General features: G+C 41.8%; 11 protein-coding genes and 1 tRNA gene. 10 read left to right on the top strand and 2 right to left on the bottom strand.

Annotated elements, in window-relative coordinates; translation table 11 throughout:
- Nucleotides 1–40 precede the first annotated feature (40 nt).
- Nucleotides 41–520: a site-2 protease family protein gene (locus CN378_RS09520; protein ID WP_098351654.1), complete on the top strand. Its 480-nt coding sequence runs from the start codon at nt 41–43 to the stop codon at nt 518–520.
- A gap of 163 nt (nt 521–683) precedes the next feature.
- Here the strand turns inward: CN378_RS09520 and CN378_RS09515 are convergent, their stop codons facing one another.
- On the bottom strand, nt 684–1,109 hold the full coding sequence (locus CN378_RS09515; protein ID WP_098351653.1) for a DUF2621 domain-containing protein: 426 nt from the start codon (nt 1,107–1,109) through the stop codon (nt 684–686).
- Nucleotides 1,110–1,306: 197 nt separating this feature from the next.
- Here CN378_RS09515 and CN378_RS09510 point away from each other — a divergent pair, with 197 nt between their 5' ends.
- Nucleotides 1,307–2,632 carry an ATP-binding protein gene (locus CN378_RS09510; RefSeq protein ID WP_179884861.1) on the top strand — a complete coding sequence of 442 codons (1,326 nt, stop codon included), beginning with the start codon at nt 1,307–1,309 and terminating at the stop codon, nt 2,630–2,632.
- Nucleotides 2,633–2,690: 58 nt separating this feature from the next.
- Here the strand turns inward: CN378_RS09510 and CN378_RS22600 are convergent.
- Nucleotides 2,691–2,786: transfer RNA gene (locus CN378_RS22600), tRNA-Sec, on the bottom strand.
- 301 nt (nt 2,787–3,087) lie between these two features.
- Here CN378_RS22600 and CN378_RS09505 point away from each other — a divergent pair.
- The 8 genes from CN378_RS09505 to CN378_RS09470 all read left to right on the top strand — a co-directional run bounded on the left by CN378_RS09505 (nt 3,088) and on the right by CN378_RS09470 (nt 12,632).
- Entirely contained in the window at nt 3,088–3,612 is a 525-nt protein-coding gene (locus CN378_RS09505; RefSeq protein WP_098351651.1) for a hypothetical protein, read from the top strand.
- A gap of 146 nt (nt 3,613–3,758) precedes the next feature.
- Entirely contained in the window at nt 3,759–3,896 is a 138-nt protein-coding gene (locus CN378_RS09500; RefSeq protein ID WP_098351650.1) for a YvrJ family protein, read from the top strand.
- Nucleotides 3,897–4,051: 155 nt separating this feature from the next.
- On the top strand, nt 4,052–5,197 hold the full coding sequence (locus tag CN378_RS09495) for an exonuclease SbcCD subunit D (protein WP_098351649.1): 1,146 nt from the start codon (nt 4,052–4,054) through the stop codon (nt 5,195–5,197).
- Nucleotides 5,194–8,328 (top strand): SbcC/MukB-like Walker B domain-containing protein, encoded by a 3,135-nt coding sequence (locus CN378_RS09490; protein WP_098351648.1) that lies wholly within the window; start codon nt 5,194–5,196, stop codon nt 8,326–8,328. Before CN378_RS09495 ends, CN378_RS09490 begins: the two co-directional genes overlap by 4 nt.
- A gap of 146 nt (nt 8,329–8,474) precedes the next feature.
- Nucleotides 8,475–9,554, top strand: a complete 1,080-nt coding sequence (locus CN378_RS09485; RefSeq protein ID WP_098351647.1) for an endospore germination permease — start codon at nt 8,475–8,477, stop codon at nt 9,552–9,554.
- Nucleotides 9,555–9,613: 59 nt separating this feature from the next.
- Nucleotides 9,614–11,089, top strand: a complete 1,476-nt coding sequence (locus tag CN378_RS09480) for a spore germination protein (protein WP_257141089.1) — start codon at nt 9,614–9,616, stop codon at nt 11,087–11,089.
- Nucleotides 11,070–12,230, top strand: a complete 1,161-nt coding sequence (locus tag CN378_RS09475; RefSeq protein WP_257141088.1) for a Ger(x)C family spore germination protein — start codon at nt 11,070–11,072, stop codon at nt 12,228–12,230. Before CN378_RS09480 ends, CN378_RS09475 begins: the two co-directional genes overlap by 20 nt.
- Nucleotides 12,231–12,335: 105 nt before the next feature.
- Nucleotides 12,336–12,632 (top strand): hypothetical protein, encoded by a 297-nt coding sequence (locus CN378_RS09470; RefSeq protein ID WP_098351645.1) that lies wholly within the window; start codon nt 12,336–12,338, stop codon nt 12,630–12,632.
- The last annotated feature ends 95 nt before the right edge of the window (nt 12,633–12,727 follow it).

Below are 12,727 nucleotides of genomic sequence, written 5' to 3'. Positions count from 1 at the left end.
GAAGATGAAAAAATACTAAAAGATATTGGTGGGATAACGATTGTTTACGTTAGCAGATATATGGACATTTTTTCTGGCATTCTTTCTTACGCTGCCATTGGTGACGATTGTACATGAAGCAGGTCATATCCTGATTGCGCGATTATTCGGGGCCAAGATTAAATTCGCGATCGGAACCGGTAAGCACCTGATCAATATTGGCCCGTTGGAAGTGAAGAGGATGTATTTCATGGAGGGATGGTGTCAATATCGTGAGTTAAAATATGATAAAGTATGGGTACATGTACTCATTTATATGTCAGGCAGTTTATTCAACCTGATTGCGATACTTTCAATTAACTTTCTGATTTATCAGGGCGTCATACCTGTCCACATCTTTTTCTATCAATTTGTATATTTCTCGGTTTACTTTATCTTTTTTTCCTTGTTTCCTTTCAGGAATGGAGATGGAAAACCGAGTGATGGTCAAGCGATTCTCGACGTCATACGATTTGGCAAAGCAGAAGATCCCATTGATTAATCAAAATAGAAAATAAGCATTTAAAAAAGGTAAACGAATTAACGTTTACCTTTTTGGGCTTTCTTCCATTTTACATACAGAATAGCCGCACCAACCATGAAAATTAAATATAAAACAATCGGAATAACAAGTATCGATCCCATTATGTTCCCTGCCTGTTATCTTAGAATAAATGTTCGTAGGGGGTAACTTCTATTTGCATGTCATCGAGTTTTTTTCTGAGAAACTTATGGTCCCTTTTGGGAGTGGCCAAAATATATCCCCTGATGACCAATTCCCGTGTAATGGCTTCTGCCCTTTCATTTAATGCCAATTCACCGATTTTCCCTGCGATTTTTTGCTTCGCTACGTCCCTGAATAATTCCGGGACGGGTGTAACCAATTCATTAAGCATTTTCTTTTCATCTTCGCCCCACAGATGGATCGTTTCATTCACATAATGCTCTTCCCAATCCAAATCCGATTTGCCATCCTCTTTAGGGAACCTCTTTAAGAATTTCCGGAACATGAAGAATCCCCCTATGGCAAATGAAGCCACTAAAAAAACGACCCAAAAAAGGATGAAATATAAGAACCAACCTTCAAGCATGTTTTCACCTCAGTTTAAAAGCGTATCCTATTCAATTATAGACAAGGAGAATGTCTGTGACAAGAATATCATGGTTTTTACAAAAGAAGTCTATACTGTGCTTAATTAGAAATGATATACTAATAAATAACAAATATCGTGAAAATTCTTTCTATTTCGATCGTATTCTAAAAGCTTACGGACAGGAGGCTCGAAGGATGAAATACAGAGGCAGGATAGCTTCGATATTCACTGGACTTTTATTAGTCATCACGTGGGATTTTATTTATTATTTTGTTCTTCATTATCCCGTCGATATGAGGGTGGATATGGTGTTCACCTTATTGATTCTCTTTATCAGCTACTATATGGGGAAAAATTATGACATCAGCCATAAGACCTTAGCTGCACTTAGAAAGAGTGAAGAGAGAGTGAAGCTTCTCAATGAAGAGATGCAGCATGTCCTTCAAAGTATTGATGAAGTGGTTTTTCATACAAATGCCAAAGGCGAGTTTCAATTCCTCAATCAATCCTGGGAAGACTATACGGGTTACACAGTCAAAGAAAGCCTGCATAAGAATGCCCTCCATTTCATCTCCCTGCACGAACGTCATGAAATTCTCCGACTTGTAAGGCAAAGCATCAGTTTAAAAAGGGAAAAAACCAAGATGGATCTCTCTTACCAAAAGAGGGACGGTCAGTTTCGTTGGGGTGAAGTCAATATCAAGCTGAATTATAACGGAAATGGGGAACTTTTGGGTACAGTGGGGACCATTTCAGATATAACCGAAAGAGTACATAATGAAGAAGAATTAATCGAAATGAACGAAACGCTGGCAATCGAGTCTCAGAAACTCTCTGTTGCGGGGCAATTGGCGGCCGGGATCGCCCATGAGGTTAGAAATCCTTTGACGTCAATAAATGGTTTCCTGCAGTTATTACGGGATGATGCCGATGAGAAAACGAAGGAATACTTAGGGATTGTCTTTTCTGAAATCAAGCGGATCGAACTTGTGCTGAGTGAGTTATTGATTCTTGCCAAACCGCAATCCGTCACATATAAGCGAATCAATATCGTTGATACACTTGATCATGTAGCGAGACTATTGAATACGAATGCCATTTTATATAATATCGACATTCAAACGGATTTTCATGAAAGAGAGCTGTATATCCGCGGCGATGAAAATCAGTTAAAACAAGTATTTATCAATTTAATAAAAAATGCCATAGAAGCCATGCCTCATGGAGGAACGATTACGATAAACGCAGGAATCACCGCCCACAGCAAAGTACAACTTACGTTCAAGGATGAGGGTGTAGGGATGAAGAAGGAAACCCTGGATAAACTTGGTGAGCCCTTCTTCACGACCAAAACCAAAGGGACCGGTCTCGGCCTTACAATATGTCTGAGAATTCTTCGCGATCACGGAGCAGATATCCGGGTACAAAGCGAACAGGGTGAAGGAACAACCTTTCACATCTTGTTTGAAGGCGTACAGGCGTCAGATAGAAAGAGAAGGGAAGCGTTGCAAAATTATTGAAAAAGAACCCTTATGCGTGCATAAGGGTTCTTTAGTATGTATGGGTATTCTTATAAAATGGCGGGACTGCCTGGGAATCGAACCCAGCGGAGACGGCACGCGCCTCCCTGAAGTTTTGAAGACTCCGGCAAGCACCAGCTTAACAATCAGCCCCGAAAATAAAGCATATATAAGTTATACCATGGGATAAAAGCTTGTTCAAATGTTTTAAAGAGGTTCTCGTACGAACGACCTAGAAATTCATGTTCACAAAGTAGTTCAAGAATGTTGTTTATTTGAAATATTTATAAGATTTAAACTTTGGAGAAATCTGCAAATATTTCTTTACCATTGGATTATCCCCGTGATAAGATACTTTTTGCCGGCTTATTATAGATGAAGTAAGCGATTTCCTGATGGAACTGCTTGCTTTCAATACTTGCACATATTGATGTAGACAGAGAGGGGAAACAAGTATGAAAAAAGTATGGTTACTAGGTCTTGGTTTATCATTAGCACTCGCTGGGTGTTCAGATTCAGGTTCTGATGAAACGAAAAAAGACGAAGCGGCAAGCGTGGATGAGAACACGGATGTGGCTGGAGATTTAATGGATTTCTATTTAAACTTAACCACCACCGTCAATGGTGTTGATATCGATTTAAATGGCTATGAAGAAGCGATGGCAGGGGAAGAGCCTCCGTCAGGGGATGAACTTGCTACACTGAAAGAATCTGCTCAAGCATCAGCGAAAGCATCCGCTGAAGCAGTCGAAGGAATGGAGATCCCTAAAGGTCTGGGAGATCAGAAGGAAGCAGTGGAATCATTTAAATCCACCCTTGTAGAATCCTATAATATGAAAGCCGAAGCACTGGCTAAAGATGGCGAAGCGGATCTGACGCAAGCCGATGAAAAATTAAATGAAGCAGAAAACCAAATCAAAGAAATCCTTGATGAAGCTGGTCTGGTAAGCTCAAGCTTAATCAGCGATTTAAACGGTTAATAGTAAAGAGGAAACATTTTTCTCATAGTGAAGATAGTATGAGGTAAGATGAAAAGCGAATCCATAAAATCATGGATTCGTTTTTTTCGTTTTTGGTATCCTTTTCCTCATTCTTTTCCTATATAACATATGAAAGGAGGGAGAGGATGGATTCTATTATCTCAATTGTTTCTGAAGTAGGCTTTCCGATTGTGGTCACGATGTATCTTCTTTATCGAATCGAGACAAAGCTCGATGCCGTCATCACATCGATCCAGACACTGCCTCAGCAGCTCAAGGAATAATGGAAAGGAGACCGGCTGGTACGGTCTCTTTTTTTATGATGGATGGATCAAAAAAGGGAACGTTTGTTCTTGAATGGTTTTTCCTTGCACGAAAACCTTGCGGGTTTGATATAATTTAGATAGAGATAAGAACGACTGGAAAGGAGACAACAGAGGTGAAATTCATACATACCGCTGACTGGCACCTGGGTAAATTGGTGCATGGCATATATATGACAGAAGAACAACGATACATATTGGAGCAATTCGTAGAGCTTGTGAAAGAGGAGGAACCCGATGCTGTCGTCATTGCAGGTGACCTCTACGATCGATCTGTGCCTCCTACAGAAGCCGTGGAGCTGTTGGACGAGGTATTATTCCGCATCAATGTAGAGCTTAACACACCGATCGTTGCTGTATCAGGGAATCATGATAGTGCAGAGAGGCTTTCCTTTGGATCTTCCTGGTACCGTCATAGCCATTTTTATTTAAAGGGAAAGGTAACCAATGACTTTACGCCCATCAACATTCGTGGGGTGAACTTCCACTGTGTTCCATATGCCGAACCCGGCACCGTCAGACAAGTACTGGAAGAAGATTCGATTAATAGTCATCATGCAGCGATGGAAGCCATTGTGAAGAGAATCGAAGAAAATATGAACCCTGATGAACCACATGTATTCGTTGGTCATGCATTCGTGCTGGGCGGGAAAACGTCGGATTCGGAACGGACCCTTTCCGTCGGGGGATCAGGTTGTGTGGCGGCAGACGTGTTCAGCCCTTTTCACTACACTGCCCTGGGACATCTTCATAGCCCGGACGCGATTAAACATGAAACGATCAGGTATTCAGGCTCTCTGTTGAAGTACTCTTTTTCTGAAGCTGCTCAGAGGAAATCGGTTACCATTGTAGAAATGGAGGAGGATGGAAGATTTCATTTGCGGGAAAAAGTCCTTCAGCCTAAACAGGATATGAGAGAACTGCAGGGGCTTATGGAAGAACTGCTCGACCCATCTTTCTATCAGTCTCAGAAAGTGGATGACTATCTGAAGATTACCCTTCATGACGAAGGTACGTTAATCGATCCGATCAATCAACTTCGACAAGTTTACCCGAACGTCCTTCACCTTGAGAGAAAAAGGGATCTGACAGATGCCAAAAAGAAAAATACCTTCCAAGTCCTCGAGGATAAAAGACGGTCGGAACTCGACTTATTCAAAGAGTTCTACAGTGATATGACGACAGGTGATTTCACAGTGGAAAAAGAAGAAGTAGTAAAAAATGTGATTGAATTAGCGAGAAAGGAGGTCGATCATTCATGAAGCCCCTCCAACTGGTGATGCAAGCATTCGGACCGTATGCAGGCAGAGAAACCATTGACTTCCGCGAGCTTGGTAACCGCACGATGTTCGTGATATCGGGAAAAACAGGTTCCGGAAAGACAACGATCTTCGATGGGATATCCTACGCGATTTATGGAAAGGCAAGCGGAGAAGACCGAAGTCCGACCGAATTAAGAAGTCAATTTGCGAGTAACGATGATATAACAGAAGTAGAACTTCTCTTCAGTTTACGAGGCAGAACGTACCGCATTTGGCGTTCACCCCAACAGGACAAAAAGAAAGCAAGGGGTGAGGGATATACAACCATCAATGCGAGGTCCGAACTATACGTCTACGATGAAGGTGGGAATGAACAGCTCCTTGCAGCAAATGTAAGAGAGGTGGACGAGAAGATCAAAGGGCTGATCCAGCTTGATGCCAACCAATTCAGGCAGATCCTTATGATTCCTCAAGGAGAATTCCGGAAGCTCCTTACATCGGATAGTAAAGACAAAGAGCTCATCTTGCAGCGCCTCTTTCATACAGAACTATATAAAACGATCCAGGAAAAACTGAAATCCGAGGCAGACGATTTGAAAAGGGCCGTCGAAACCTCCATGGAGGAGCGGACAAGGGAATTACTTAGAATTCACTTTGAAGAAAATGAAGAACTTCAATCATTACTATTGGAAAATCCTTTGAATGATCATCAAATTCTTCACCTTCTCCCCCCTCAGATTGAAAAAATGGAAGAAAAGGAGAAGGAACTTCAACAACAATATGAAAACGTCCAGGAGAAACGGGATGTCCTTCAGAAGGAAATGGCAGAAGCAAAAGGCCTGGTCGAACAATACGATCTTCAGGAGAAACTAAGTAATCAGAAACAATATCTTTTAACACTTAAGCCTGAAATGGAATCCATTGATGAAGCCATCCTACTCGCCCAAAGAGCTTCACGTTTGATTCAACAAGATGAGTATTGCCATAAACTTAACCGGGATCTAAATGAACTGAAAAGTCAATCAGCGAGACTATCCGAGGAAAAACAAGTCTTCTCTGAAAAGCTCATGACAGCTAAAACGGCGTTAGAAGCAGAAACGAAAAATGAAAATCTCAGGGATCAAGTTTCAAAGAGAATCACTCAGCTTGAAAATATGGAAAACGATATAGACTCTTTGGATGCGTTAGTTACTGATACGGAGGAATTGAAAGAAAGATACGAAAGACAGCAGCAGATCATCACGAAACAGACAGAGCAAATCTCATTTTTACAGAATGGGATAAAAGAACGTGAGGAACGCCTTAAAGAAGGAGAGTCGGGTCAGGAAGATTTGTTTCATCTTGAAAAAACCTTACAGGAGAAGCTTTCCTTACTGGACCAGGTCAGTGAACTTCAAAAGATGGAGCAAAACCTCCAACGTGTAAAAACCGAGGAAGAAACATTCAAAGAACAATACGGTCAACTACAACATCGTGTCCGGGATTCGTCTGAAACGGTCGCGTTTTTAGAAGAAACGTGGAATTCCGCTCAAGCAGCTTTACTCGCCAGAGGTTTATCAGATCATGCTCCCTGCCCCGTCTGTGGATCAGAGCATCATCCGAATCCAGCCGTAAAGGTAGATTCTTTACCGTCCGCGGAAGATCTGAAGGCTGCCAAAAGAAAGCAGCAGGAATTGGAACGGGAAGAGAAAGAGCTGAGCCTCGCCATCGCTCAAGTGGAAACGAAAACGCAGGGCATTCAGGAGCAGATGGAGTATGCCATTAACAAAATACGTGAAAAAAAACATGACTTTAATCCCCTCGAAGTCGATGGTACGCTTAACGGGATGAGAGTAGAGATCGATTCCTTGAAGACTGACATTACGGCAAAGAAAAAAGATGTGGACCAGATAAGGGCTGTAAGGGAAGAAATAAGAAAGGGAAGGGAAAAACTTGAGGAACTAGAAGGCTTGAGAGGGAAGAATCAAGAAAATCTTCAAGAACTCAATACGTTGTACCACACCAAAAATACCACACTTGAAAAAGTGAAGGAGTCCATCCCCGAGGACCTCCGAACAAAAACTCAGTTTCTAAATGTACTGAGTAAAGAGAAACATAAACAAATAGAATTAAAGGCCTCATTTGAACGCGCTCAAAAGCAGTACTATGAGCTGATAAATCTATACAGTGTAAAGGAGTCACAACTGAAGGATAAAGAAGCTCAGATAGAGAAAGTGAATGCCGAGATGAAAACCGAAAGAGAATCGTTTCTGGCACTTCTCAGCCAACAAGGCTTCTCCCACTACAAAGCGTTCCAGGAAGCGAAAAAATCTGAAGAGGAAATCCAGGCACTTCAGGAAAAGGTGAAAAAATTCGGTGAGGACCTGCGTTCGGTTTCTGATCGTCTATCTGATATGGATCAGCTGTTAAAAGATAAACAGCCGCCCGATGTCAAAAAGATTGAAGAAAGCATCATCCAGGTTACACAGGAATTAAGAAGCGTAAATGACGAGCTTAATAAGGTCATGACGAATAGAAAAGAGAATGAGCTCATCATGAAGAGAGTCATAACCATAAACGAAGGGATAAAGCATTTTGAGTCGAGATACCAAACGGTGGGACATCTGGCAGAGGTAGCGCGTGGACAGAATGCCAATCGCATCACATTCGAACGATATGTTCTGGCATCTTTCCTTGAGGACATCCTTCAGGTGGCGAATGAGAGATTGACCAAAATGACTTCCGGAAGATATCAATTGATCCGGAAAACGGACCGGAGTAAAGGAAATGTACAGAGCGGTTTAGAACTCCTAGTCTTTGATCAATACACGGGTCAGGAGAGACATGTCAAGACGTTATCCGGCGGGGAAAGCTTCAAGGCATCCCTGGCTCTGGCACTGGGACTGGCAGATGTCGTCCAGCAATACGCCGGTGGAGTCTCCTTAGAGACGATGTTCGTTGATGAAGGGTTCGGGACTCTCGATCCGGAATCCCTCGATCATGCAATCGAAGCATTGATGGATATTCAAAGCAGCGGCCGATTAGTAGGGTTAATTTCACATGTTCCCGAATTGAAAGAGAGAATCGATGCCCGGCTCGAGGTCATATCTTCACAAAGTGGAAGCAGGGCGGAATTCCAATTCTTAGCCTAGTTCTCATCGCTTTTAAAAAGGTCAAGGAACTTCCTTGGCCTTTTTTATATGGAGATGATTTATCTAATGGGTGCGTTCGGGATGTTTTAAATTGGTTAACTGGGACATAAATAGAGGTAAAACGATGAAACCATTGGAGAGTTCTTATGAAGAGTATCCGAAAAATCTTGATTCCGAGACAGTTACTGTTGTTGTTGATTCTTTCAACGGGCCTATTAAACCATGTCATGCTGATCCCAAATATTCTTCGGGCAGCCGGCCGGGATGGATGGATCAGTATCCTCGCAAGCTACCCCATCCTTTTAATCATGTCTTTATTCATCTTTTACATCATCAAGCATTCCCCGAAGGAAGGCTTCTTTCATTTGCTTCAACAGAAATGGCCAAGGTGGGCGGTCCTATTGTTTTCTCTTCCCATCGGTTTATTTTTATTTTCTAGTGCATACATAACCTTTGTTGATTTAATACTATGGTTAAGCGCCTATTTTCTGGCAGATGTGCCTTCATTTATCGTGTGGAGTGGTATTCTCATCATCTGCTTTCTCATCACGTGGGCAGGAATTAAACATATGGCCATCGCAAGCGGGATATTATTACCCCTGGTCATGATATTCGGATTTTTCATTGCAATCACCAATACTAATCTAAAGGATCCAAGCCTTTTATTCCCGATCCTCAGTGATGGCTATCAACCGGTCATGAAAGGGATGATCTTTGTATTGAGCGGTCTGCTCGAATTATACTTGATCGTACTGATTCAGCCGTATAGCGAAGGAAAGATAAAGTTTCATCATTTAATCGTCCTTGGCTTGATCTTCATGGGGCTTATGTTCGGTCCCCTTACAGCATCGATCATGGAATTCGGTCCAGTGGAATCAGCGAACTTGAGATATCCTGCGTATGAACAATGGAGGATTCTATCCATAGGGGAGTTCATCACCCATTTGGATTTCTTTGCGCTTTATCAGTGGCTTAGTGGGGCATTGATCAGGATCAGTCTGTTTATGTTTCTTCTGGGGGCGCTGCTTTTGAAGAAGAAAGATCAATATCGGATATCGTTGAAAGTATTGGTCCCTATTTTTATTGTTTTCTTCGGGCTGGTGCTGTTCCGTATTGATACCTATGACTTTTATATGTTTTTATTTGACTTGTTTTTTCCGATGACGGTCATCCTTTTCATGATACAGATCATCGTTTCAGCCATCATTTTACGGTTTATTAAATAAGAAAAAGAGATGGGATCCCACCAACAGACACCAGAGCGATTTAGTAAAGGATGTTCTTTATGAAGAAAGCCTCTAATGAAAAGATGAAGAAGGAAGCCAAGGGAAGTACTTTGGAAGAAGTAAGGAATTTATTTTCACGCAGTCAGGATTTATTGATTGAACCTCATTTCTTTAAAGAAAAGGAAATTCAGATCGTTTATTTTGATAGTCTGGTCGACCGGCATTATCTGGATCAATATATTTTTCCGAAGCTCGAAGATGTTATAGGTGATTCTTATACAGAAAGAATAGAGAGTATGTTTCAAGCGGGGGATGTCACGAATCAATCGATGGATGAAATATCTTCAACCCTGTTCTCCGGGTTTGTCCTATTTTTCATTGAGGATAGGATTTTATCCATCCATGCAGGGAATTTGCCAAAAAGGGTCCCGGAAGAATCGTCATTGGAAACCTCCATCCGCGGACCTAAAGATGGATTCGTTGAAGACTTGAATACGAATATTTCATTAATAAGAAGAAGACTGTTCACCCCGTCACTATGTGTGGAAAAGTTTAAAATAGGAACAAGGTCCCGCACGGATATCGCCATCATGTATTTGGATGATGTCATTGATAACAGGGTGCTGAATGAATTGTATGCCAGGCTGGAAAAGATAGATATCGATGTGCTGACTGGGAATCAACATCTGGAATCGCTTCTTGATGATAATCCCTATTCGATCTTCACAAGTTTTGACTATACGGGCAGACCGGATTTCATCGTGGATTCGTTGAATCAAGGAAGGTTTGCCCTGATTGTAGACGGGTTTCCGACTATTTCCTTAGCCCCGGTCAATTTATTGCTGCAAATCAAGTCGCCGGAAGACTCCAGCATCAATTATGTGTATGTGTCACTGGAGAGAATCATAAGGATGGTCGGAATATTGATATCTGCATTCCTTCCTGGCCTATGGGTGGCTTTCTCCGCCTATAACATTGAACAGATCCCCTATCTGCTTGTGGCAACCATCTCGATGTCCCGGTTCGGATTACCGCTGTCTGCACCGGTGGAAATGTTTATTGTCCTGTTTTTGTTTGAATTCTTTAACGAAGCGGGTGTGCGCCTACCAAGAGCGATCGGACAGACTGTTTCCGTATTGGGGGGATTGATTGTAGGGGATGCTGCCATCAGGGCAGGCATGACATCTCCCACTATGCTGGTCATTGGTGCCATTACATATATATCCTCCTTTACCCTCGTCAATCAATCCCTGAAATATGGAACCACGGTACTCAGGTTCGTAGTATTATTGGTAAGTACATTCTTTGGTTTGTTTGGTGTCGTCATGAGCTTCATCCTGACGATCCTTTATTTCTCCACCCTCTCGTCGTTTGGGACTCCGTATTTAGGAACGGTTGCCCCTATTGGCTGGAAAGAAGCCATCCGCGCGTTTTTCAGGATGCCGATCCAATTCTATAAGCAGCGGACCTCTTCCACCAGTCCAGACGACCAAACGAGGAAAGGGATGGATGAAAATGGATCACAAGAGCATTAAATTCATGATCATTCTTTCAATCTTTGCATTAACAGGGTGCACAGGATCAAAGAATATACAGGATTTGACCTATATTGTCGCAATCGGTTTGGATTATGATGAAGCGAAGGATGAGTACACGGCTTACCTTCAGGGCTTGAATTTTGCCAATGTGGCGAAGCAGGAAGGAAGCAGGTCGACGGATCCCATCCCCACCTTTGTCGGTTCAGCAAAAGGAAAAACTCTTAACATGGCGGTCAGTAACTTATACCGCGTATCAAGGCCCCCTTTGTTTTTCGGTCACACCAAGACACTCGTCCTTTCCAGGAACCTGTTAAAGTATAAGTTCAAAGAAGTGTTGGAGGATATTGGGAGGAATCGTTCACTGAGACCGAGTCTCGAATTGTTCGTGACGGACACAGACATAGAAGATATTTTTAGCACAAAGGGATTATTTGATTATCCCCCTGTTTACACAGTACTTCTGACCGAAGAAAAGTCAGAGGGAATCGAGAATGATATCGATTCAACGAGCTTGATGCATTTCTTAAGGGAATATTACGAACCGATGGGCACGGCATTGATTCCAAATGTCAATATCGATCGCCAGTCATGGCATTCAGATGGGGAAGTTGCATCCCTATTTCTGAATGGATATAGTGTCTTTCAGGATGAAACATTTAAAGGTTATATTTCTGCCGATGATTCCATGACTGTAGACTGGCTCCAGAATAAAAAGAATTCCCTCGATTATGCCCTGTATGACGAGGGAGAGTTATTGTCAACGTTCAAATTGACCGCTGATGAACCTAAAGTGAAATACACTAAAGGTCATTCAAACTTTCCGGAATTTTCATTGGAAGTAACTGTGGAAGCGGAAATGTTGGAGAAGATAAAAGATGTGCCCTTTAAAGGATTACAGGATAAACTTCAAAAATCGTTGGAAGAAAAAATCACAAAAGTATATAAAATGGGGATCGAGAAGGAAATGGATCTTCTTGATGTCGGGGAAAAGTGGTATCGCTCCCACCCAGGTGAATTTAATGAGCTCGTTAATCGTAATGATCGGTTTTACCTTACCGATGATTCCTTGAAGCAAGTAAAGGTAAAACTTGAAATTAAGCATTTTAATGCTTACCGATATATTAAAGAAACGAGGTAAACATGAAAGAGAAAATGGAAAACACCGGGTGTATTTCCATTTTCTCTTTCATTTTACATTAAGATTGCATAACATGGAGGTAGGTTAACAGAAGGAGGAATCACGGTGAAAATAAGCATTTATTTATTGTTATTAGTAGTATCTGCCGTCGTTGCAATTGGTTGGAGCTGGAAGCGGCTCTTGGATTTTAATACCTATAAGAAACCATTTTTAGAAGGAGTGGCACTCCAATTTCTCTTCCTTCTCTTTGCATCCGTATGGTGGCTCATAACAGAGGATAAATCGGACGGAGTGATGGGGGTGTTTTATTATTTCCTGGCCTTCCTTACGATAATGGTCGTTCATGGGTTCACTCTCCATTATTTATTTTCAAAGAAGAAGGTAGAGGATAGAAACGAATGATTCACAAAATAGACAATGAAAATCCCCTGTAGGAATTGTTTTTTTATCCTCTTTTTACTAACATAGAATGGGAGAGAAAGATAGAAGTCGGAGGA

The sequence above is a fragment of the Bacillus sp. AFS015802 genome (assembly GCF_002561455.1).
Lineage (GTDB): Bacteria > Bacillota > Bacilli > Bacillales > Bacillaceae_B > Rossellomorea.
Note: the sequence above shows the minus strand (reverse complement) of the source record. Positions and strands in the feature narration are given on the sequence as shown.

What these genes read in the sequence shown, in the direction of transcription:
- CN378_RS09490 (WP_098351648.1), top strand. Translation starts at nt 5,194, where the DNA reads ATGAAGCCCCTCCAACTGGTGATGCAAGCATTCGGACCGTATGCAGGC.
- CN378_RS09480 (WP_257141089.1), top strand. Translation starts at nt 9,614, where the DNA reads ATGAAGAAAGCCTCTAATGAAAAGATGAAGAAGGAAGCCAAGGGAAGT.
- CN378_RS09475 (WP_257141088.1), top strand. Translation starts at nt 11,070, where the DNA reads ATGGATCACAAGAGCATTAAATTCATGATCATTCTTTCAATCTTTGCA.
- CN378_RS09500 (WP_098351650.1), top strand. Translation starts at nt 3,759, where the DNA reads ATGGATTCTATTATCTCAATTGTTTCTGAAGTAGGCTTTCCGATTGTG.
- CN378_RS09510 (WP_179884861.1), top strand. Translation starts at nt 1,307, where the DNA reads ATGAAATACAGAGGCAGGATAGCTTCGATATTCACTGGACTTTTATTA.
- CN378_RS09485 (WP_098351647.1), top strand. Translation starts at nt 8,475, where the DNA reads ATGAAGAGTATCCGAAAAATCTTGATTCCGAGACAGTTACTGTTGTTG.
- CN378_RS09505 (WP_098351651.1), top strand. Translation starts at nt 3,088, where the DNA reads ATGAAAAAAGTATGGTTACTAGGTCTTGGTTTATCATTAGCACTCGCT.
- CN378_RS09515 (WP_098351653.1), bottom strand. Translation starts at nt 1,109, where the DNA reads ATGCTTGAAGGTTGGTTCTTATATTTCATCCTTTTTTGGGTCGTTTTT.